The 21,505-nt window shown below is 60.4% G+C and carries 15 protein-coding genes and 1 pseudogene; 11 read left to right on the top strand and 5 right to left on the bottom strand.

Annotation, left to right across the window (positions count from 1 at the left end; translation table 11 throughout):
* Positions 1–250: hypothetical protein (locus FJ950_RS29970; RefSeq protein ID WP_246681388.1), on the top strand; the 250-nt coding region annotated here is incomplete at its 5' end.
* A gap of 1,297 nt (positions 251–1,547) precedes the next feature.
* Here the strand turns inward: FJ950_RS29970 and FJ950_RS29965 are convergent.
* Positions 1,548–1,928: pseudogene (locus tag FJ950_RS29965) on the bottom strand (DUF4347 domain-containing protein); the annotation flags it as partial.
* Between FJ950_RS29965 and FJ950_RS29960 the strand changes: the two are divergent.
* Positions 1,815–2,060, top strand: a complete 246-nt coding sequence (locus FJ950_RS29960; RefSeq protein WP_246677825.1) for a hypothetical protein — start codon at positions 1,815–1,817, stop codon at positions 2,058–2,060. The pseudogene FJ950_RS29965 and the gene FJ950_RS29960 sit on opposite strands and share 114 nt — an antisense overlap.
* A 26-nt stretch (positions 2,061–2,086) precedes the next feature.
* Here FJ950_RS29960 and FJ950_RS27505 read toward each other — a convergent pair whose 3' ends face one another.
* Positions 2,087–2,401, bottom strand: a complete 315-nt coding sequence (locus tag FJ950_RS27505) for a hypothetical protein (RefSeq protein WP_140620113.1) — start codon at positions 2,399–2,401, stop codon at positions 2,087–2,089.
* An 813-nt stretch (positions 2,402–3,214) separates the two neighbouring features.
* On the opposite strand from FJ950_RS27505, the gene FJ950_RS27500 reads away from it, so the two are divergent.
* The 8 genes from FJ950_RS27500 to FJ950_RS27460 all read left to right on the top strand — a co-directional run bounded on the left by FJ950_RS27500 (position 3,215) and on the right by FJ950_RS27460 (position 17,233).
* Positions 3,215–7,030: a glycosyltransferase gene (locus FJ950_RS27500; protein WP_140620111.1), complete on the top strand. Its 3,816-nt coding sequence runs from the start codon at positions 3,215–3,217 to the stop codon at positions 7,028–7,030.
* A gap of 15 nt (positions 7,031–7,045) precedes the next feature.
* Positions 7,046–8,122 carry a glycosyltransferase gene (locus FJ950_RS27495; RefSeq protein ID WP_140620109.1) on the top strand — a complete coding sequence of 359 codons (1,077 nt, stop codon included), beginning with the start codon at positions 7,046–7,048 and terminating at the stop codon, positions 8,120–8,122.
* Positions 8,119–9,579: a glycosyltransferase family 4 protein gene (locus FJ950_RS27490; RefSeq protein WP_140620107.1), complete on the top strand. Its 1,461-nt coding sequence runs from the start codon at positions 8,119–8,121 to the stop codon at positions 9,577–9,579. Before FJ950_RS27495 ends, FJ950_RS27490 begins: the two co-directional genes overlap by 4 nt.
* Positions 9,580–9,601: 22 nt before the next feature.
* A complete protein-coding gene (locus tag FJ950_RS27485; protein WP_140620105.1) occupies positions 9,602–10,276 on the top strand; it encodes a hypothetical protein in 675 nt (224 codons plus the stop codon).
* A gap of 256 nt (positions 10,277–10,532) precedes the next feature.
* Positions 10,533–11,336, top strand: a complete 804-nt coding sequence (locus tag FJ950_RS27480; RefSeq protein WP_246681386.1) for a hypothetical protein — start codon at positions 10,533–10,535, stop codon at positions 11,334–11,336.
* A 587-nt stretch (positions 11,337–11,923) separates the two neighbouring features.
* Positions 11,924–14,473 carry a caspase family protein gene (locus FJ950_RS27475; RefSeq protein WP_140620104.1) on the top strand — a complete coding sequence of 850 codons (2,550 nt, stop codon included), beginning with the start codon at positions 11,924–11,926 and terminating at the stop codon, positions 14,471–14,473.
* A gap of 416 nt (positions 14,474–14,889) precedes the next feature.
* Positions 14,890–15,987 carry an OmpA family protein gene (locus tag FJ950_RS27465; RefSeq protein ID WP_140620100.1) on the top strand — a complete coding sequence of 366 codons (1,098 nt, stop codon included), beginning with the start codon at positions 14,890–14,892 and terminating at the stop codon, positions 15,985–15,987.
* A 67-nt stretch (positions 15,988–16,054) separates the two neighbouring features.
* Positions 16,055–17,233 carry a caspase domain-containing protein gene (locus tag FJ950_RS27460; protein WP_181171467.1) on the top strand — a complete coding sequence of 393 codons (1,179 nt, stop codon included), beginning with the start codon at positions 16,055–16,057 and terminating at the stop codon, positions 17,231–17,233.
* Between the two features lie 61 nt (positions 17,234–17,294).
* On the opposite strand, the gene FJ950_RS27455 is transcribed toward FJ950_RS27460, so the two are convergent.
* Positions 17,295–17,831 (bottom strand): hypothetical protein, encoded by a 537-nt coding sequence (locus FJ950_RS27455; protein WP_224644303.1) that lies wholly within the window; start codon positions 17,829–17,831, stop codon positions 17,295–17,297.
* Between the two features lie 176 nt (positions 17,832–18,007).
* On the opposite strand from FJ950_RS27455, the gene FJ950_RS27450 reads away from it, so the two are divergent.
* Positions 18,008–18,547 carry an OmpA family protein gene (locus FJ950_RS27450; RefSeq protein ID WP_224644304.1) on the top strand — a complete coding sequence of 180 codons (540 nt, stop codon included), beginning with the start codon at positions 18,008–18,010 and terminating at the stop codon, positions 18,545–18,547.
* A gap of 24 nt (positions 18,548–18,571) precedes the next feature.
* Here FJ950_RS27450 and FJ950_RS27445 read toward each other — a convergent pair whose 3' ends face one another.
* The gene (locus FJ950_RS27445; protein ID WP_140620134.1) at positions 18,572–21,013 is read right to left on the bottom strand and encodes a M23 family metallopeptidase; all 2,442 of its coding nucleotides are present in this window, start codon (positions 21,011–21,013) and stop codon (positions 18,572–18,574) included.
* A complete protein-coding gene (locus FJ950_RS27440) occupies positions 21,010–21,504 on the bottom strand; it encodes a DUF1036 domain-containing protein (RefSeq protein WP_181171465.1) in 495 nt (164 codons plus the stop codon). The genes FJ950_RS27445 and FJ950_RS27440 overlap by 4 nt, the downstream gene beginning before the upstream one ends.
* Between the last annotated feature and the right edge of the window lies 1 nt (position 21,505).

Raw genomic sequence — 21,505 nt, 5'->3', positions numbered from 1 at the left:
CCAGTCGCGCCGGTATCACCTGTGGCGCCAGTCGAACCGGTTGCTCCAGTCGAGCCAGTTGCACCAGTCGAGCCAGTTGCACCGGTCGAACCAGTGGCTCCGGTCGCGCCGGTGGCTCCGGTCGCGCCGGTGGCACCTGTCGATCCTGTTGCTCCGGTATCGCCGGTTGCGCCGGTCGAACCTGTCGCTCCGGTATCACCCGTGGCACCGGTCGAACCAGTCGCTCCGGTGGAGCCTGTCGTACCAGTAGAGCCGGTCGCCCCGGTCTCCCCTGTGGCGCCGGTCGAGCCAGTCGCGCCGGTATCACCTGTGGCGCCAGTCGAACCGGTTGCTCCAGTCGAGCCAGTTGCACCAGTCGAGCCAGTTGCACCGGTCGAACCAGTGGCTCCGGTCGCGCCGGTGGCTCCGGTCGCGCCGGTGGCACCTGTCGATCCTGTTGCTCCGGTATCGCCGGTTGCGCCGGTATCACCTGTGGCGCCAGTCGAACCGGTTGCTCCAGTCGAGCCAGTTGCGCCGGTCGAACCTGTCGCTCCGGTATCACCCGTGGCGCCGGTCGAGCCAGTCGCTCCGGTCGAGCCTGTCGCGCCGGTATCACCTGTGGCGCCAGTCGAACCGGTTGCTCCAGTCGAGCCAGTTGCACCGGTCGAACCAGTGGCTCCGGTCGCGCCGGTGGCTCCTGTCGATCCTGTTGCTCCGGTATCGCCGGTTGCGCCGGTCGAACCTGTCGCTCCGGACGAACCTGTGGCACCCGTATCGCCGGTCGCACCTGTGGCTCCCGTCGCCCCCGTCGCACCTGTCGCGCCAGTCGGTCCCGTCGAACCGCTCGCGCCAGTAGAGCCCGTGGCTCCTGTCGCGCCCGTGGCGCCGGTCGAGCCGGTCGCACCCGATGAGCCGCTCGCGCCAGTAGAGCCTGTGGCCCCAGTCGAACCCGTGGCGCCAGTCGAGCCGGTCGCACCCGATGAGCCGCTCGCGCCAGTAGAGCCCGTGGCTCCTGTCGCGCCCGTGGCTCCAGTTGCACCCGTTGCGCCGGTCGAGCCCGTTGCGCCAGTAGCGCCGGTCGGGCCCGCGGGGCCAGTCGCCCCCGGGGTGCCAGCACTGGCGACAGTTAGGGTGCCACCAGCAAAGTGATTACCATCATTGCCCGGCCCGAATTCGTTGATAGGCGTGGTGACGAAAGAATAAGTCGGCGGGTTGGTCAGTTGGAGGCCATTGGCCGGATTGTTGTCGGCGTCGACAGGAGTAAGTGTACCGTACAGGTCAAAGCCACTATCGTAAATTAAATAGGTATGCGTAACGTCTGGAACTGTAATAGTTGCGGAAAAAGTTGGTACTCTTCCGTTGCTTCCAGATGGAAGGTTAAAGCTACCGACGACTGTGTCGTCGGAATTAAGGGTCGTACCATTTGTATCGACCAGGTAGTACGTGTTAATATTGTTTCCGTTACCAGTAGCTATAAGTCCAGCAAGTGTCAGATCGCCCGATGTTGCAAGCACGCCGGTGTAACTTGCCACACCATGCGAAGTCAGCGGCGGCAAAGGCGCAGAGGCTCTAGCCTGTGTGGATAATTCCCAGGTGCCGCCCAAAGCCGCTGCGCCGACCAGCGATCTCGATGCGAAGACGTCTGCGCCGATTGCCTCTTCCAGTGCAGCCACGAAGGTCTCGCCAGCATTCCCCGAAGCCGTCTCGCAGCTCCACAGCCGCAGTTCGCCGTCCGGGGTAAGCGCCCTGCCGATTGCGGCAAGATCCTCAGCCTCTTCCTTCAGTGTGGCGACCGACCATTCTCCCGCGGCCAAACTAACCCGGCCAGGCGCGCCATGCGCCAAGACGTGCACCGCGTCGAGCCCTTCGTGCCGCGAGAGCGCGGCGGCAATCTGCCGTGCCGCCGGTCGGCGGCCATCCAGCACTATTGCCTGGACTTCGGGTCGCAAATTGCCAAGGACGGTCTGGAGGTCGGAGATCGAAGGATCGATAAAAAGAATTTCAGAGGCGCGGGCCATGACTGGCTCCTGTTGGCTTTGAATTCAGTTCAAGGGAAAACCGCCCATCGGCTTGGCCGGTGAGCGGTCAGGAGAAGGAGCTTGGGCAGTCATCGTCCAGACGGCCCGACGGCGCCGTCGGGACGTGCAACAGTGGGGCTCTCTACGCGGAGGAAGCTGCAGGCCTGGAAAGTCCCGCCGTCGTCAAACGTGCCAATCGCCAATGAGCCGGCCGCGGCCGGAACCTTGACGGCGACAGCGACGGCGAGGCTTCGCTTGACGGCTTTGGGAAGAATGACCTGACCGACGATGGCGCTCTTGGCCGTGTCGACGATAAAATAAGGCACATTTTCGGTCGTGTCGCCGATAGGCAAGACGCCTCTAACGGCAACTTCCATGACCGCAAACCCTGTTATGTAGCTCATCTGGTCCTCCTCGGTAGCGGCGACTGCGCCGCGCCTTTCGTGTTCGGCCTTCTACAAGCCGCCCGACCGAGCGCGACGCGGACGGTCTGCGGGATGGGTGGGCATCATGGATGAGTTGGCAGATGCCGGGCGCCTTTGTGCGCCACGTGTTCCAATGGCGCGCCGAGCTGGTTTTTGATTGTTCGTCTGGCAAGCGGCAGCTCGATATCCGATCTCTAGATCGGTTCCGATGTCCAGCCGCGACTGGTTGGGTGGTGGCGAAGCTAAGGCTTCACGTTTCCTGCGATGCGCACGCGATCTTACCCGACTCACGAATTCACTCCCGTCATGTTCACGCCGATGTCTCGGCGAAAACTTGAGAGGGACCTCCGGAACGGGAACCCGTCCGCCTCCAGCAGAAGGACAAACGCATACGCGGCAGCGGACGCTTAGCGAACGCACCTGCTTCAGCCGCGAAGTGGCCTAGCTACTCCAGAACTTCTAAAACCCTCTCAAGAACGCCAACCCACCCGCGAACTGCGCGAGTGCCCTCAAGGCTGTACATTAGTAAACAGAAAATTAGGGATTTGTAAACTATAAGCGAACGGATAATTGATCAGGGGGCGGGTGCGGGGCCATTCTTTAACGCAGTTGCTGAAAATTGTTCTTCAGAACCCTGCCCTTAACGTCTCCTCTCCAGCCCTTGCCATGTCGCAAATGTGATCAACGTCAAGCGTGGCACTCCTCTGGCGGGACGCCACTTAGAACCTCCGATCAACATTTCTCGATCTTGACGACACCTGGCAAATGGCGGTGAACTAATCGAGGGGCGGCGTGACGGACCGCCGCACGGAGCCGACGATTCAGATGACAAGCCGCAAGCGCCTCTGCCTCAACATGATCGTAAAGAACGAGATGGCGAACCTTCAGCGCTGCCTCGCAGCGGTGACCGACCACATCGACTGCTGGGTCATCGGCGATACGGGCTCGAGCGACGGGACGCAGGATTTCATCAAATCGTTCTTCGCTGCCCGCAACCTGCCGGGCGAGTTGCATGAGTTTCCCTTCCTGAATTTCGAGCAGGCGCGTAATGCAGCACTTGATCACGCCTACGCCTCGGCACTCGCGTACGACTATCTGCTATTTGACGACGCCGACATGGAACTGGTGGTCGTGGACGTAGGCTTCCGAGAACAACTCGTCAGTCCTGGCTACCGGCTGCTGCAGCGATCGGATTCCGGCCTGGCCTATTGGAACACCCGCCTGGTCAGGCGCGACTCCGGTGCGCGCTACCATGGCGTGACCCATGAATATCTCGACGTGCCCGACGGTGTGCTGGAACTGCGCAGTGCCTGGTACAAGGACCACGCCAGCGGATCGAACCGGGTCGACAAGTTCGAGCGCGACGCGAAGCTGTTGCTCGAAGCTCTTGAGACGGATCCTGAAAATCAGCGCTATTGGTTCTATCTGGCGCAATCCTATCGCGACGCGGGGCGGACGGCTGAGGCTGCGGTGGCCTACGCCAAACGCGCTGCCATGGGCGGTTGGGACGAGGAAGCGTGGAACGCACGCCTGCAGGGGGCCCGCTGCTTGCGCAAGCTCGGCGACGAGCCAGGCTTCGTTGAGCAGGCGCTTGCCGCCTTCAATCAACGGCCGCAACGTGCTGAGCCGCTCTATGACCTGGCCAGGTTCTACCGCGACAAGGGAATGAACGATGCCAGTGTGCTGTTTTCCGAAGCGGGGCTGGCGATCAAGCGGCCCGAGCAGGACATCCTGTTTCTCGAGGACTACGTCTACACGACAGGCCTGCTGGAAGAGTTTGCGATCGCCGCGAACTATTCGCGCGATCCTGTGCGCAAGGACCGCGGCTTCGCGGCTTGCAACTGGCTGGCGCTGAACCGGACCATCGGCGACGGCCCTAGGGAACTGGCGTGGTCCAACCTGTTCTTCTATGTGCAGCCCGCCAAGACAATGATGCCGTCCTTTAGCGCGCGCGAGGTTGGCTTCGAGGCACCGGACGGCTATCGGCCTCTCAATCCTTCGGTGACGCGATTGGGCAAGCAGATAGTGCTCGCGCAAAGAGCCGTGAACTACACGATGACCGAAAACGGGCTCCAATATCAGACCAAGGACGGCGATGCGATTCGCACGCGGAACTTCCTGCTGCGATTGAGCAATGAACTTGATATCGAGTCGGCGACAGAAATCCTGCCGCCGGTAGACATGCCGGAACCCGTTTACAAAGGCGTGATCGGCTTCGAGGATCTGCGTCTGTTTGCTTGCAACGGCGAGTTGTGGGGCTCGGCATGTGTCCGCGAATTTACGCCGGAGGCATGGTGCGAGCAGGTGGTCGCGCGCATCGATGAGACCGGCCCCTGCCGGTTGGCCGACTGGCGCGTGCTCCGTCCGGCAGGATCGCGTGTGCACGAGAAGAACTGGATGCCGCAAGTCAAGCCCGGCACGACGGGGGCAGGGGCAGAGGCAGAGATGTTACGGTTCATCTACCTCTGCGATCCCACCCGGATCGTGGACGAGCGGGGCGCGACTCTCAGCGAGACTTCTCCCGCGATTGCCGCCCAGAGTTTCAGGGGTGGCACCCAGCTCATCGCATTCGCCAGCGGGTGGCTCGCATTGATTCATGAAGTTCAGTGGCGGGCCGCGGAGAAGCGGCGCTACTACCTGCATCGGTTCGTCTGGTTCGACGATGCCGACACCTTGCGAAAGGTAAGTCGTCCGTTCTTCTTCGACAAAAAGGGCGTTGAATTCGCTGCCGGGCTGGCGTGGCACCCGGACGAAAGGCGTTTACTGATTTCCTACAGCGTCACCGATAGCGAGTCCTGGATCGCCACCGTCGAAGAGGCGGAGGTGAGGTCGCTGCTGGAGGATGTGAATGGCCTGCCATCGGGTGTGGCTGATACAGCGTCGAGGCTGACGCCGGCCGGTGGGCACAGCAGCCCGCCAACGAAAGCAGGGATCAAGCCTGACCGCGCTGAAGACAATGGGGCCATGGGTGCTGCCAGCCAGACGGCGTCGGAAGGCAAGGACCTCGGCGCCAGCGGAATCAAGTCGACAGACGAAATCTTTCATGAGCTAGCGCCCTTTCTGCGCGACGTCGATTCTCCGCTACAACGACGGGAGCGATCGCGCCATTTCGATGCGCGGATTTCTCCCTTCCTTGGCAGCGACGATACAGCACTTCCGCAGATCAACTGCTTCTACCAGGTGATGTCCGACAAGGCCGAGCATCGTACCTTGATTGCCGCCACGACCTCGATGCGGGCGGCGGGCCATCCGGTGCGGGTGTGGAGCTACGCACCAGAGAAGCTGGAGTTCCTCGTCGCGCACGGGATCGAAATCCGCAATGCCGACGACGTCATGCCGCGGGCCTTGTTCGAGCGGATCGTCGCCGGCTCCGAGATCAGGTATTTCAGCGATATCTTTCGCTACGCCGTGCTATACGAGCATGGCGGGCTATGGATGGATTCAGACGTCATCCTGCTGCGGCCGTTCCCGTTTCGCGGCGATCATTTCTTCAATCTGCAATGGCGCGGATCGCACAAAGGTCATTTTGTCTGCGGCAACGTCATCTATGCCAGGCCCTACAGCCGCCACCTCAGGGCGCTGTACGAGATGTCGATCTCGCGCTTCCATCACACCAGCGGAAAGGAATTCGGAGACATCGGCCCCAAGCTGCTGTCCGACTACATTGCCTCCGACGCGGGAGCCGAGCTGCGGGAATGGGTGTTCAGCCCGATGTTCTTCAACACGATCGATTGGAACGAGATCGACCGGTTCGAGAAGCCGATAACGGAATTGGCCGACTATCTGAACGATGAGAGGGTGTTCGGCATCCACCTGTGGACGGCACGCAACGAGGCCCGGCCGGGCGGCGAAGGGGCGACGCTGATTTCGTCGCTGATCAGCCCACTCGAAAGCTTCCCCACATTCACAAGTCTCGCCGATCGCTTCAACACCGACAAGAACAGGCACACCGGCAACCGTCACTGCTACGCGAGGATCTACGATCGCCTGCTCTCGAGCCGACAATTGTCCATGCGGCGACTGATGGAGATCGGTCTGTGCCGTGGTTTGGCCGAAGGCAACCAGACCGAGACGCCTTCCGTCTCATTGTGGCAAAGCTATTTTCCGTTTTGCCAAGTGATTGGTGTCGACCTGACGGATTTTTCGCGGCTCAACAACGAGCGGTTCGTTTCCTTCGTCGGCGATCAATCCAACCTGGACGACCTGCGTGGGATCGCATCGGAACTCGAGCCGGGCTCGTTCGACGTCATCATAGACGATGGCAGCCATGCCTCCCATGACGAGCAGCTGACGCTGCGCGAGTTCTTTCCGCTGCTAGCAGATGGTGGGTGGTATTTCATCGAGGATCTCGATTGGCAGCCGCCAGGCGAGGACGCAGGCAAGATCATGCTGACCAAGACATTGCTGCGTGAGATCAAAGAGCACGGAACGGCTCGTTCTGTCGATCCGCTAGGTATGATCGCACTTGCCGGCGAGATCGCCGAGATTCTCTTCTTCGACAGCCACTATGAGCTGAGCCGGGCAAAGCTGATGGGCGGTCTGGTGGCGATACGCAAAGGCAGACGGCCCGATGCTGTCGATCAGAATGGAGTTTCCTCGGGCGTGTGATATTGGGGACGGGAATTGAAAGTCGCTGTTTACACCATTGCCTTGAACGAAGCGGCACATGTCGAGCGCTGGGCGAACTCGGCAGCGGAAGCCGACTATCGCATTGTCGCTGATACCGGCAGCACCGACGATACCGTCGAGCGGTTGACGCACGCCGGTGTGACCGTGCACCGGATCGCGATCCGCCCTTGGCGCTTCGAAGACGCACGGAATGCCGCCATGGCCCTGATCCCAGCCGATGTCGACGTGTGTTGCACCATGGACATGGATATGTTTCTCGATCCCGGCTGGCGGCCGAAGCTCGAGTCAGCGTGGACGCCAGAGACGACCGCGCTCTACTGCCAAATGCTACTTCAATCGAGTGTCGATGATCTACAGCCGTCGCGGGTGTACCCTTCAAAGAGTTTTCACAGGCGGTGGGGATACCGCTTCAAACGGCCGGTCCATGAGGCGCTGTTTTTTAACGAGAAGGAGGTCACGAACAGCTGCCTTGATGTCGTTATGCGCCATCTAAGGACCACAGAAACGAACCACGAAAGATATCTGTCGATGATGGAGCTCGCCCACAAGGAAGAGCCGGGTGATGCGCAAATCTGCTTTTGGCTCGGACGCGAGTGCATGTGGGCCAACCAATTCGAAAGGGGTGGCGAATTATTGCAGCAGTATCTCTCGCTGCCGACAAGCACGTGGGCGGACGAGCGCTCCGAGGCGATGCGTTACCTGGCGCGGATGCAGGCAGAGAAGAGGATGTTTTGGCTAGACCGGGCACGCGTAGAAGCACCGCATCGGCGTGAGATCTGGCTCGATCTAGCAGAGGAGTTCCATGGCAATGCCGACTGGTTGAATCTGTTCTGGGCCAGCACCAATGGGATCGAGAAGACGCACCGCACCGGTAGCTATCTGGACGACGCGAACTGCTGGGGTTTTCGATTGTATGATCTTGGTGCGATCGCGTCTTGGCGGCTCAATGTCATGGACCGGGCGGTGGAATGGGGGCAAAAAGCGTTGGAGCTCGATCTGGACAATCGACGCCTCAAAGACAATCTCGATTTCTTCATCCGGCGGCGGGAAGAGATTCGAGTACAGCAATGAACGAGCCGTCACATTTGCCCCGTACTCGGCTGTTCACGGCCTTTGGCACCGTCCTCTATGTTGAGCCCTTCACGGGTGAATTGCGACACGGCCCTATCGAGAGCAGTCCGGCGAATGCATTTCTTGAGCCGGGCAAGAGTTCGCAAGGAAAAAGCCGGCAAGGTCAACTGATCTATACTGTCGACAGTACGCCCGAACCGATCGTCTGCTATCCTCACGCCTGTTTAACCGTGTCGCAGTCGCAACTCCAAGATCGTGCAACCGATCCGACGCCGCTCGAACTGATCACCCTCGAACGTGGTTTGCTGACGCTGAAATCCAGCGGTCTTTTTTTGTCGGCAATACCTGACGGCCAAATAAGGCTCATCGCTCCTGTTTGCAGTACGTGGGAGCTCTTCTTGGCAACGGAAGATTGGTGCACAGATGCGCTCGCGATTAGCAACGAGTCGAAAGAAGCCGTGTCCGAGTTGAATTTTAATAGGAAAAGCATAAAAAGCTACATCGTCCATCCGACGATAAGAGCAGCAGCAAACAGAAATCCGAAGGCTGCCAAGCTCTTGATATATGGGTATAGCAGGTGGTCGCACGGACGCGTTTATTATGATCTTTGTAGAAATCTACACGATCTTGGATATGTAGTAGATATACTTGATTGGCAAATAGATCATAACGAATATATCGCAGAAATAGTAAAATACTACGACCTATTCATGAGTGCGCTCGACGGTATCGGCACACTGGTAGATATATACCGCGTTCCCTATGACAAAATCATTGCGCTATCGCATCATGAATTGGATATACGGATGCTAATCGAACAAAAAGGGGTGGAAGTATTTGAGAAATTTGCGAACTACGGGGTGGTGAGCGAGTTCGTGTATTGCGCGTCCTTGATGCGAGGCGTGCCTAGAGTCCCAATGGTCGCGTCGCTGGGCATCGACTATTCAGAATTTCATGCAGATGTTCCCGAGCGTCTGACAACGGTCGGCTACGGCTCGTCGATGTCGGCCAAGACTTATGGCATCGAGTGGAAGCGCGGCGAGCTCGCCGAGGCGGCTGCGCGAGAGGCAGGGTTGGCTTTCAAGGTGGCGGGCTCGACCGGAAGTCAGATATCATTCCACGATATGCCAGACTTTTACAGAACTGTTGACGCTCTTTTGACAAGCTCAATCAGCGAAGCTGCTCAGTTGCCGGTCATGGAGGCAGCGGCGGCGGGTAGGCTCGTGATCGGCACACCTGTGGGTCATTTCCCACTCAAGGCTTATCATGGAGGCGGCATTATCGCGCCCATCGAGGCCGAAAAATTCAAGAGCTTCACAGTGGCCACTCTGCGATACTACAAGGAAAATCCAGCCGCCTACGTAGATAAATGCTGCTCTATACAAGAAGCCTCAAAAAAATTTGATTGGAAATATTCAATCGGCGAATGGGTCGATTTGATCAAAGAATCTCTGTGACGTTACATTCGGGGAAACGCCGATGAAAGTAAGCACGCTACGTCAAATCAACCTCGAGGAGGAGTTTCGAGACCTCAAAAACAATGGATTGCCGCAACGGACGGAGCTTTGCGATCTGATGTCGTCCTTTGGCAGCGACAAGTCGGGGCCGTTCCATAATTATACGCTGGCATATGACTGGTTGTTCTCGAATTATCGGGAAGAAAATCTCAATCTATTCGAACTTGGTCTGGGCACGAACAAGGTTGGGGCGCCTTCCTCCATGGGCCCGGATGGCAAGCCAGGGGCATCCCTCCGAGGCTGGCGGGCGTATTTTCCCCACGCATCCATTTATGGCGCAGACATCGATTCCAATATTCTTTTCGACGAACAACAGATTCGGACATTTTGGACAGACCAGAGGGATCCTCAGGCGGTTCGTGCGCTTTGGGACGAGGTCGGCGATCTTGAGTTCGATATCATCATTGACGACGGGCTTCATGAAGCGTCGGCCAATATTTGCTTCTTTATGGAGTCTTTTCGAAAACTGAAACAAGGTGGCATCTACATCATTGAAGATATCCCGCCGATCGATGCTGACCTTATGCGTTCTTTTGTACTCTGCATCAGTTGCGTATCCCAAAGTATCGTATATGAAAACCTGGAGCATCCCCGAAACAACGTCGATAACCGACTTGTAATATTTCAAAGGGCGTAGATCAGCCTCTGGATTCCATTCGGAATCCAGAGGGCGGCAAAGGACCGTCCATTCGGGCGGCAAGGCTCCCGCGACACCACCTGTGGTTCTCCAACATTCGCACGGAGCGACATGATACTCTGACTTGAGTGATCAGACGCCGGGAGCCGAAATGCGGCGACGAGATGTCGTTATACTGTTTGGGAGCTTACAGGCCGGTAGCCTAATTTCCGCTGTGTTGACCGGGCGGGGCCCGCCTGGGAAGAGCTATGCTGCTATGATGCCGCCGCCCAATCCATCTCCGACCCTCCTCTCCGCTCCCATCGAACTCGCCGGCGATTGGGGCCACATGCTGCCGCGCGCGGCAGATATGGTCATCGAGCGCATGCGGCACGCCTGCTTGGACGGCGTTCGCCTCGTCTCCGACCGCCAGCCGACGTGGCTGCGCGTCGACGAGCACCCGACGGGGTCCCCGGCCGTCTGGTTGCACGCAGACGGCACCACTATGGCGTGGATCATCGTCCACATCGGCGAGCGCGATTGGTCGAAGCTCGCCTATCAGTTCGGCCACGAGCTCGGCCATGTCGCGGCCAACAGCTGGCAGGCCGATGCCAAGCCGGCGCCGCCCTGCCAGTGGCTCGAGGAGGCGATGGTTGAAGCCTTCTCGCTGCGTGGCCTGGGACGCCTGGCGAAGGACTGGAAGCAGAACCCGCCCTTCGCCGGCGACAACGCCTTCGGCGATGGCATTGCCGAGTATCGCCAGAACATCGTTCGAGGCTATACCACGCTTGCCGACAGCCAGGGGCTCACCGGCGACGCCGCGGCGTGGTTCGCCGACCATCGCGGCGAGATCGAAATACCCGGCCTCAATCCTTTCGCCCAGGCGATGTCGGTGACCCTCCTCGCCGAATACGACCGCGCGCCGGACTGTGTCGAGGCCCTGGGCGCACTCAACCGTTGGCCCGGCCGCACCGGTGTGCCGATCGCCGAGTATCTAAAGCTATGGGAGGCGAGCTGTGCCGAACTGCAAGCCTCGCCTCGACTGCCGGTCCGCCTGCGCGAGTTCCTGCGCATATCGTAATCAGCCAAGGGGTGGCTGAACAAGGTCACCCCGCAAGAGCAGGCGCGTTGATAGCTTCTCCTGCCAATTGGGCAGTCCGAGCGCGTCGTCTTGGACGCCGATGCTACGGTTGTAGGTGAACTTACGATGACCTCTTTGCGTCGCTCCTTACGGACACGTTGATCTCAGGAGGCGGCAGATCCTCCCTGAAGGCATTCGGGAGGCTCCAGCCCGCCTCCGCCATCCATGCCACCGCATCGCCACCGGCAGCGACGCGCGGTGTTGCAAAGGGATCGTTGGCGGCCCGCCAGGGACCGGGTCGTCGGACCCGAGCTGTCCCGGATGCCCGCCACGGTGCGCTCGATCATCGGCCCAAAGTCGGCATTGTCGCGGCCGCGCTGGTGCAGACGCCGCAGGCTCGGTCGCATTCTCCCGGCTTATTGCGGTACCCACGCCACTGGGTTATTTTACGAGTTGTGGGAACAGCACCTGCCATCCATCGCGGGTGCGACCTTGCCGTTTTGGGCAGATTGTGAAGTCTTTAACAGACCAGGTAGTCGCAAGCTGTGTCTTGTGCCCTCCAGGTCATGAGCAGTTAAGGATGCGCCATGCTGCGATGTTTTGCGTTCATTGCGGCCCTGATGCTCGCGAGCTTCACGGCATTCCAAGCTTGTGCCGATCGTAGGGTCGCCCTTGTCATCGGCAATTCCGAATACCGCGAGATTCCGGCCCTCAAGAATCCGGACAAGGATGCCGAGGACGTGTCGAACACCTTTCGGCTGGCCGGGTTCGATGTGTTCGTCGCCAAGGATCTCACCAAGATCGAATTCGAAAAGCAGTTCCGCAACTACCTCGCGGCAGCGGACGGTGCCGACCTGGCAATCGTGTATTATTCCGGCCACGGCTTTCAGATCGGCGGAGAAAATTTCCTAATCCCGGTCGATGCGTCGCTGAAGAACGCCGCCGACATTGAGGTCCAGGCCGTCAAGCTCGACGATGTGCTGCAGCAGTTGCGGACGAAATCGAAGATCCAGGTGATCATTCTCGACGCCTGCCGAAACAACCCGTTTCCGCGCAAGGACTACTGGTTGCGAGACCAGCTGATCGTTGCTGGCAACACCGGCCTTGCGCAGGTGAAAAGTTCGCTGAACACGCTTATAGCCTTCGCCACCGAGCCCGGCGCCGTCGCTTATGACGGAAATGGCGACCTCAGCCCCTTCTCCTCCGCCTTTTCCCGTCGCGCGCTGGCACCTAACCAGGAGATACGCTCGGTCATGGCAGCCGTTCGCAGGGATGTGGTCCAGGCTACAGCCGGTAAGCAGGTACCTTGGGAAAACTCATCGCTGATCGACGAGGTCGTCCTCATGCGTCGCGCCAACCGGCCTGCACTGCCGCCGGTCTTGGAAAAGGTCGTGCCGTCCGGCGTCGGCCCTGTCGCGCTCGACTTGCCGGAGCCGGTCGATGTCGATGGCGGTGCGGTCACCGTCAGCATCGACAGGCAGCCTTCGCTGGGGCGTCTGATTTTGGACGGCAAGCCGGTTGCGGCGGGGGAACCGATTGCCGGCAAGGATCTCCCGCGATTGCGAATGGACGTGCCCAAAGGTGCCGGTGCCCAGGAAGAAGTCGACATGCTGGCCTATTCAACGCGCGACAATTGGGGTGGCGAATCCCAGGGCATCCTGGTGTTCCGGGTCAAGAATGGTGAGGGTGCCGAGGGCAAGCAACTTATCGCATCGCTTGAGTCCGAGCAGAAGCAGCAAGCGGTGGAACGCGGCATTCACATTGCCGGCGCCGCCGAAGCGATCGAGAATCGTGAAGTCCATGTTCCAGTTGGCGTCGGCCCGGTTCCGTTGCAACTGGATTTTCCAACCGCGGATCCGGCGGTCAGCCTGAAACTTGCGGGCTATCCGGCAACGGGAACGCTGTCGCTGCCGGATCGGACCTTGTCGCCGGATTCGAGCCTGATGGCCGATGAAGTCGATCACTTACGCTACGAACCCCAGATCGGCGCCGTCCAGCCACTGATCGTCGGCTTCGAGATCAGGGCCGACAACACGTCTTCGAAGCCGGCGACGATGAAGCTCTCGCCAAGCGTCGACCCCTGCGACAGGGAGGCCGGTGAGCCACTTGACCTGCAGGGCGTCGGCCCCGGTTTGTTGCCGAATGAGATCAGCAGCAACGCCGTGGACGTCTGCCGGGCGGCGGTGAAAGCCTATCCCGATGTTGCTCGATTCCACTACCAGCTCGGCCGGGCATTGCTTGCGGTTGGTAAGGTCGATGAGGCCAAGAACGTGATCCAGGATGCTGCCGACAAGGGGCATGTGCGCGCAGTGTTCGAGCTGGGCTACCTCAACGCGACGGGAACGGGAATGCCCGTCAATCGCAAGCAGGCCAATGACTTCTATGCTGAAGCGTCCGACAAGGGCGATCCCTATGGGATGACCTCGTGGGGTCGCGCCTTGTTCAACGGATACGGCATCGAACGTGACACCGCCAAAGGGTTGGATCTGCTGCTCAAGGCGGCGGCGATGGGGCACACTTATGCCATGAACGATCTCGCCGCCATCTTCACCGAAGGCCGTAATGGTGTGCCTGCCGATGCAGCTCGCGCCGTGGCTTTCCTCAAGGCTGGCGTCGAGCGGCAGGACATGTACTCGATGAACCTGCTCGGCCGCAATTATCTCGCTGGCACGGGGGTCGAGAAAGACCCCAAGACAGCGCTCTCGCTTTTTCAGAAATCGATGGATCTCGGCCAGCCCTACGCTCCCGGCAGCCTTGCGCGCATGTACAGGGACGGTGTCGGCGTGCAGCAGGATCTTGAAGAAGCGCAAAGATTGTTCGAGCTGGCGACGGCGCGCGGCGATCAGTCGGCTGCGTATGATCGCGCAGCTCTGGAGATGCAAAGGGGCGAAAAAGCGGACCAGGCCGTGGCGGTGCGCTATCTTGCCTTCGCGGCCGCGCTCGATCTTCGCAATGAGATTCCCGATGCCAGGAATACCCTGGCGAAGTTTGGCGCCAAGGCGAAGTCGGCGGCCTTGAAGCAGATGCGTGGGGACCTGAAGGCGAAGATTTCGGCCAACGGTTCGTTGGACGATCAACTGATCAAGACCGCCAGGGCGGTCTGGGAGCAAGCCAACCCGCGCCGGGACTTGTTCTGACAACATGGAGGCAACAGGTGGGCTGGTCACTAAAACAGGTAATCGTCGCAATCGTCCTATTCCTTGCGGTGGCAGGGTGCACAACCATCGCGCCTCCCGTTGAGCCTACGACGCCGACACATCGTACGAAGTCGGTTGGTACGACGACCGCGCCAAAGGTGGTGAAGCACAAAAATGTGAGCGCCAAGAAACTGCTCACACCGGTCAAGAAGGAAACCGCGCCCGTCATTGCGCCCTTGGGCGGCGGTGGCGCCGGCGGTAGCGGCGGGGGTGGCGGTGGCTGGGGATAGCGCTTCTACCGCGCGAGGCAGTGCAGGCCTATCGTAGTCACTTTCGCCAACGCTCGCCAAGCAGGGACAAGTGCTCTATGGTTGCGCTGTGCCGTTAGCGAGATCGGTGCCTGGCGGGGGCGTTCCATGTTCGAAGTCGTTGCATTCTGGCGAGCGCGAGCAAAAGCGCAGCGTCCTGGCCTTATCGTCCTAGCGATACTTGGATTTCTGTTCCTCGCACCGGAATCGGCGAGTGCCGCGCCGAACTGGACGCTCGATCCGGACGCTTCGGTACTTACCTATCAGTCGGTCAAGAAGAACACGATCGTCGAAACCAACAAGATCAGGAATATCACCGGCACGCTGACTTCCGCCGGTGATGCCAAGGTCAGCTTCGATCTCAATTCCGTCGACACCGGCGTCGACCTCCGCAATGTGCGCATGCGCTTCCTGTTCTTCGAAACGTTCAGGTACCCGACGGCCGAGCTGACGGCAAAGGTGGACCCGGCGGCCTTTGCCGACTTGCCAGCCAAGCGCCGCATCAAGGCAAGCTTGCCCTTCCGGCTCAGCCTGCATGGCGTCGACAAGGATCTGGAGGCGAGCGTCGTCGTCACCATGATCAGTGATACTCAGGTCTCGGTTGCTTCCGAGGCTCCCGTTGCGGTGCACGTGGAGGACTTCGGCCTGCTGCCGAACGTCGACAAGCTGCAGCAGGCCGCCAATGTGACGAACATAGTGCCCACTGCGTCGGTGTCCTTCGACTTCGTCTTTGTTGCCGAGGGCAGCAAGCCGGGTGCTGTGCAGACAGTCGCAGCCAACGCCGCCGAAGTCGGCCCCGTGGCCACCGACGCTGCGAAAGCCAACTTCAGTGACGAGGAGTGTCTCAACCGGTTTGCCGTTTTGTCGCGCACCGGAGCCATCTACTTCCGTGCAGCCAGTGCCAGGCTCGATGCCAAGAGCCGTCCATTGCTCGCCGAGGTCGAGGGTGTCGTCGGCAAATGCCCGACCCTGAATGTTGAGGTCGCCGGCTACACGGATTCGGACGGTTCGCCAGAGGCCAACAAAGCGCTCTCCGAAAGGCGCGCCCGGGCGGTTGCCGACGCGCTGGTCGCCGATGGCGTGCAGCGCCGCCAGATCAGTGCCACCGGCTATGGCGAGGAGCGGCCGGTTGCCGCCAACGATACGGCAAAGAACAAGGCGCTCAATCGGCGCATCGAATTCTCCGCCACGAAGCTCGCGAACTGAGGTCAGGGTGGGCTCCCGTCCATTGGCGTTTTGCGCAGGCTTGTTTCGCGGCACTGGCCTTGTCACGATGGTCTTGCTTTTCACCTTGACCGCCGCCACTGCCGAGCGTCGTGTCGCGCTGGTGCTGGGCAACTCGCAATATCAGCACGCCGCGCCGCTCGCCAATCCCGCGCGCGACGCGCAGGCCATGGTCGAGCGCCTGCAGAACCTTGGTTTCGAGGTGGTCTCCGGTTTCGACCTCACCAAGCAGCAGACGCAGGCGACGGTCGCCCAGTTCGCCAAGCAGGTGCGCGGCGCCGATGTCGCCTTGTTCTTCTATGCCGGACATAGCTTGCACGTCTCCGGCAAGAATTACCTGCTTCCGGTGGATGCCGCACTCGAGGACGAAACCTCGCTCGACTTTGAGGCCGTGTCGGTCGATCTCATTTTGCGGCAGATGTCTCGCGAGACCAGCATCAGGCTGGTATTTCTGGACGCTTGCCGGGACAATCCTTTGGTCGATGTGCTGGCCAAGACCGCGGGCATCAAAGGTGCAAGCAGCGGGCTTGCGGAAATTGGGATTGAGAACGGCGGTGCCGGAACGCTCATTGCGTTCGCTGCCAGTCCCAACCAGCTCGCCTATGATGGGTCCGGCGCCCACTCGCCCTTCACGACGGCGTTGCTTCAGCACATTGGCGAATCCAATGTCTCCATTACCGAAGCGATGAACAGGGTAACCAGCGACGTCTTCAGGGCGACAGGCGGTAAGCAGCGCCCCTGGACCAATGTCTCCCTGACCACCGAGGTTGTCCTGCACAAGGTCGATCTCAACGCGCCGCTGATCGTGGGTGAAGCGAGCACCTCGCCTGATGAAGCCAGCTCCGGGACGCGCAACACCGGCGGCTCGTCAGCCCAGACTGACGACCAGCTTGCGCTCGATGTTCTTCGAGCGAAGATCCCGAAGCTTGCCACTGACGGGCCAATCTTTTTCGATCGCCCGGTCACGTTCGGGGATCCGGTGATCGACGGCAAGAGCATCGCCCAATTGATCAAGGGCGAACCGCTTTTCAGTCCGGTCGAAGGTCTCGACAAGTCGGTGTGGGAAGGCAAGCACTGCGACAGCTGCCATGAGTGGAACGAGGCCCGGCTTTGCGAGCAGGCGAAGAATTTCGCTGCCAACGACGTCTCGGTCCTTCGCCTGCAGCATCCGCTGGGTACCCGATTCAAGGTCGCGCTGGCCAGATGGGCGCAAGGCGGCTGCCAGTAGTAGTGCTGGGCTGGTGCCAGCGACGAGGGAGGGCAAGCAGGGGAGGCGAACGGCGAACCCGTTACGCCTCAAGCTGAGCCATCTCGATGCCCATTTCGACAAAGGCGGAAAGCAAGGTAAATCGGTCCGCCAGCGCCGCGCGGGCCAGTCCCGCCAGGATTGCGGCATTGACGGCATGGGCGGCGGGGAATCCGCTGGACTCCATTTTGAGCGTCGGGTGACGCCATACCGCTGCCAGTGCGATCCAGGCGGCCGGGGTTGCCGGCGGCAGCTGCAAGGAATTGCTCAAGGCTGCTTGATGTTGAACATTGTCAGGCTCGCCGACGCGGGCATGGACAAGCGCTAGCAATTCGAGGTCCTGCCCAGCGAGCAGCTCGGCGACATTGCTCAAGCATTCATGTCCCCACCAGACGGCGGCTCGCTCGGGTAGCAGGTAGGCACAGAACGTGACTGCTTCTTCCGGCACGCGCCCGGCAAGCAGGCTGCGGCAAAAATCTAGGGGCGGCTGACCCGTCGCCAGCGATTTCATGTCCCTGGCGATGGCGGGACAAGCAATGAACAGATCCCGTGCCGTTCTGTACCCGAGTTCATTAGCCATGGCTGCCACATCCCCACGAGCCAGCAGAGAAGCACTCAAGCCTGTGGGCGAGCGCCGGTCAAGCGTCAGACCTCAACAGGTGGTCGCCACGAGCAGCATGCGTTTGGTCACAGACAATCGCTTCCCAATTTGCTATGGTAGGCGCCAGCAAATCCACTCACACTGGAGTGACGGTCATGCGATGGGTCAGTTCAGCCTTGGCATTAGCGGCCATGCTTCTTGCAACGCACGTCTGTGCCGATCCGCTTCAAAATTCGGAAGACATCGTGAAGTTCTTCGCCAATCAGCCCGGCAATCTCGGTGCCTCGCGCGGCATCTGCGTCGGTACGGAGGAAGAGTGCAAGAGCAAGGCGGAGAAGACCGGTTCAGCCCCACAAAAAGCTGGTCTCGACATGATGATCAATTTCGCCCTTGATTCGGCTCAACTCGACCAGATCGCGCGCACCGAACTCGATGAGTTCGCAAAGGCGCTCAAGGACAATCGGTTGAGCACGTTCAGCTTTGTCGTCGAGGGGCATACCGATGCGACGGGCTCGGATCGGTACAACCAGGACCTTTCGCAGCGAAGGGCGCAATCGGTGGCGGCATTCTTGACAGCCAACGGGGTAGAACCTGCCAGACTGGAAGCAATCGGCGTTGGCAAATCGCATCCGCGGGTCGCTAACCCTTACGATCCGGTCAACCGCCGCGTGGAGATGCGTGTCAGGACCGAGTAGGCTCGCCGACCGGCCGATCCTTAATTAGCCCGGCTCAAGCACACCTTGGATCGAATTGAGCAGCGCTGTTATCGCCTGCTTGTATTTTTCGAACTCCGGTGACGTCTGCCGAACTTCGGTGGTCGTCGCCGGCTGGCCCGCATCCGTCACCACGCGCGGCACTTTTTGACCCATCTTCCGCTCGGCCCAGTCGATGACATAGCCAGCGGTCTTGCCGATGAGGAAGGGATTGGCCTCGATCACCGCTGAACCCAAAACGGCGCTCAATTGCGACGTGCCGGACGCGGCCAGCACCTGGTGCGCTCCTTCCATGCCAAGGAAGTGGCACAGGTAAAGGCGACCCGCCGTTATCTGGTGGCCGCGGGCGCGCAGATAGGCTTCGCCTTCGCGCGCCAGATTGCGCACCATTTCACGCGACAACGTCACGTCATAGCGAAGCGCGAGCAGGTCGGCGGTCGAGAGCGAACGGGCTAGATCGGGACGATAGGTGTTCATCATCCGTATCCAGGTCTTGGTGATGAACTGGCCAGCCCCGGTTGCCGACGAGTTGGGATTCTTGGCGCGGGCGCTGCCGCCGCTTTCAACATGTACGATCCGGTCGGTTAGCGTTTCGACCGCGGCATCGCCAGAGCCTGCGGATCGGCCAGAGCTGGGGGACTCAGCGCTGGCAACCGTGGTAACCGTCCCGAGCGGATCGATCGCCTCGCCGTTTTGATAAAGTTCGAAATGCAGATGCGGTCCGGTCGAGAGCCCGGTCGTGCCAATATAGCCGATGACGTCGCCTGCCTTCACTTTGGTGCCGACGCCGCTGGCAATGGCGAATTTCTGCATATGGGCGTAGCGCGTCTCGCGCCCGTTTGAATGGGTGATCTTGACCAGATTGCCATAGCTGCCGCCGTCGCCTTGGAAGCTGATCTCGCCGTCGTAGGCGGCCATGATGGGCGTGCCCACGGGGGCTGCCCAGTCGACGCCTTTGTGGATTCGAACCGTTCCGAGGATTGGATGCCTACGCGGGCCGAAGGTCGACGTCATCACCCCGCTCACTGGCGTGATCATGCCGTTGGTGACGGTCTGCGAACGAACCTGATCATCGCCGGTGACGCAGGCATACTGCCCGTCGGCTTGCTGGTAGACGAAGCAGTCGAGGTTTTTGTCCTTACCCAGGACGCCGACGTAAAGCACCCGTCCGGAAATCTCGCCTTGGCCGCGCGGGGTCTGCGAGTAGATCAGCACCAGGCGTTGGTCCTCACCGGCGAAGGCGTCCAGATCCTGTCCTCTCGACAGATACATGATCGCTTCGCCGATCACGCTGGTCGGCACCTTGTTGCGCGCCGCCGTCGAGTAGATTGCGTCGAGCAGACGGTACTGCCGCTTCGGCCCACCCTGATCCGAACCACCGGAATAGTTGAAGAGGTCCTCGCGCACCCAGGGATCGACGCCTGCAACAAAGGCGCCCCCGACATTGCGGGTCAGTGTGCCGACGTAAAGGTTCCTTGCGTAGACGGAGACCTGCATCAGCGACATGGTCGTCGTCTCACGGTTCGGCCGGAAACCGCGCAGGGCCACCACAAAACCAGGCTCCAGCCGATCGCGGTTGAACACCGCTTTCAGCGCCTCGCCCGCAAGCCTGGCATCGTCCGCGGAGAAATGCGCGTCGAGCGCGACGCTGTCCAGACTGCGCTCGTTGAGAACTTTCACGAAAGTGTCCTCTGTTGCCTCGTAGCGCTGATAATCGCTGATGACGGTCGCGACCGTGGTGTTGTTCTCAATGGCGGTCTTCTCAAAGGCGGGCAGCGCTTTCTCGCCTTGGTCAATGGTCTCGCCCCAGCCGGCCTCGGGGTCGTCCGCGTCAGCTTTGAGCGCCGAACCCGGGGACATCTCCCCCCCTTCAGGCGCCGCCTGCAGGTCGTTCGCCAGATCATCGCGTTGATCCTCGGACGCGACGGCAGGTTCGGGCGCGGTCGGCTCGTGGCCCTCGGGTGCCGCGGCGGAGGGCTTCGGCGCAGCCTGCCGCTGCGCCTGGAAGAAGGCAAAGTCCTCCTGCGTGGAGGGGATCGTCGTCATGAACTTCTCGCTGGCGCTCAACATCACGTCGGACAGGATCTCGATCTGCGGCGAAGCCCCGGAACTGTCGAGTTCGGCCGGGCGCGCAATCGTGCGGCCCTTCGTGGCGGTCTCGTCATCGGGTGCCAGCGTGATCCACATCGGGTCACCGGCAAGATCGATGATGGCCGGCACATAGACCGAGGCGTCGGGGGGTATGTCATCCATACCTTCGACGGGATGCAGCTCTTCATTCTCGTCGCCGAACGACCAGTCATCCCGGGTGAGATAAAACCCGGTGGCAATCGCAATGACGATGAGCGCGGCAAGGCCAGCAAGAAAGCGGTGCCAAAGTTTGCGTCTGCGCTCACTCTGGCGCGCCAGCTTCTTTTGTTTGAAGCTCGTGTCGATACGGTGCGTCACGGGCCGTTTCCGGTCAGGAAATAGGTCCAACGCACCTGCTCGAGCGTATCGACTTCGACGAAACGGGCCGCGATATGACCGCGCTGCCAGCACTCGTCGATGCCACGGATAGAGAAGCGGTGTCGATCAACACACATTTCGGTCGATCCGCTGAGGATCGCATGGCCGAACACGTCGGTCGCGTAGAGGTATACGTACCGGTTGGTCAGTTCCTCGCGGATGACGTTCACGCATTGGTTGGCGCCAATGGTCCACCAGCCGTCGGTCTGGTCGGCATCGTCGATCTTTTGTCCGACGGCGAGATTGACGACGTCGAGGGTCTGGTTGCAGACGGTGAATTCCGCATGCGCGCTGTCGGTCGAGACGGCAAGGAGCAGTGCTGCGCCCAACAGCGCGGAAAACGCGACGCGGTTGGCCAGCAAGCGTCCAGACCAGCTACGCTTTATGCGTGCGGAAGGCGGGCAAAATAAATGCAGGGCGCGAAGGTCCATC

Origin of the sequence: Mesorhizobium sp. B2-3-14 (assembly GCF_006442175.1) — a bacterium.
Classification (GTDB): Bacteria; Pseudomonadota; Alphaproteobacteria; order Rhizobiales; family Rhizobiaceae; genus Mesorhizobium; species Mesorhizobium australicum.
Note: the sequence above shows the minus strand (reverse complement) of the source record. Positions and strands in the feature narration are given on the sequence as shown.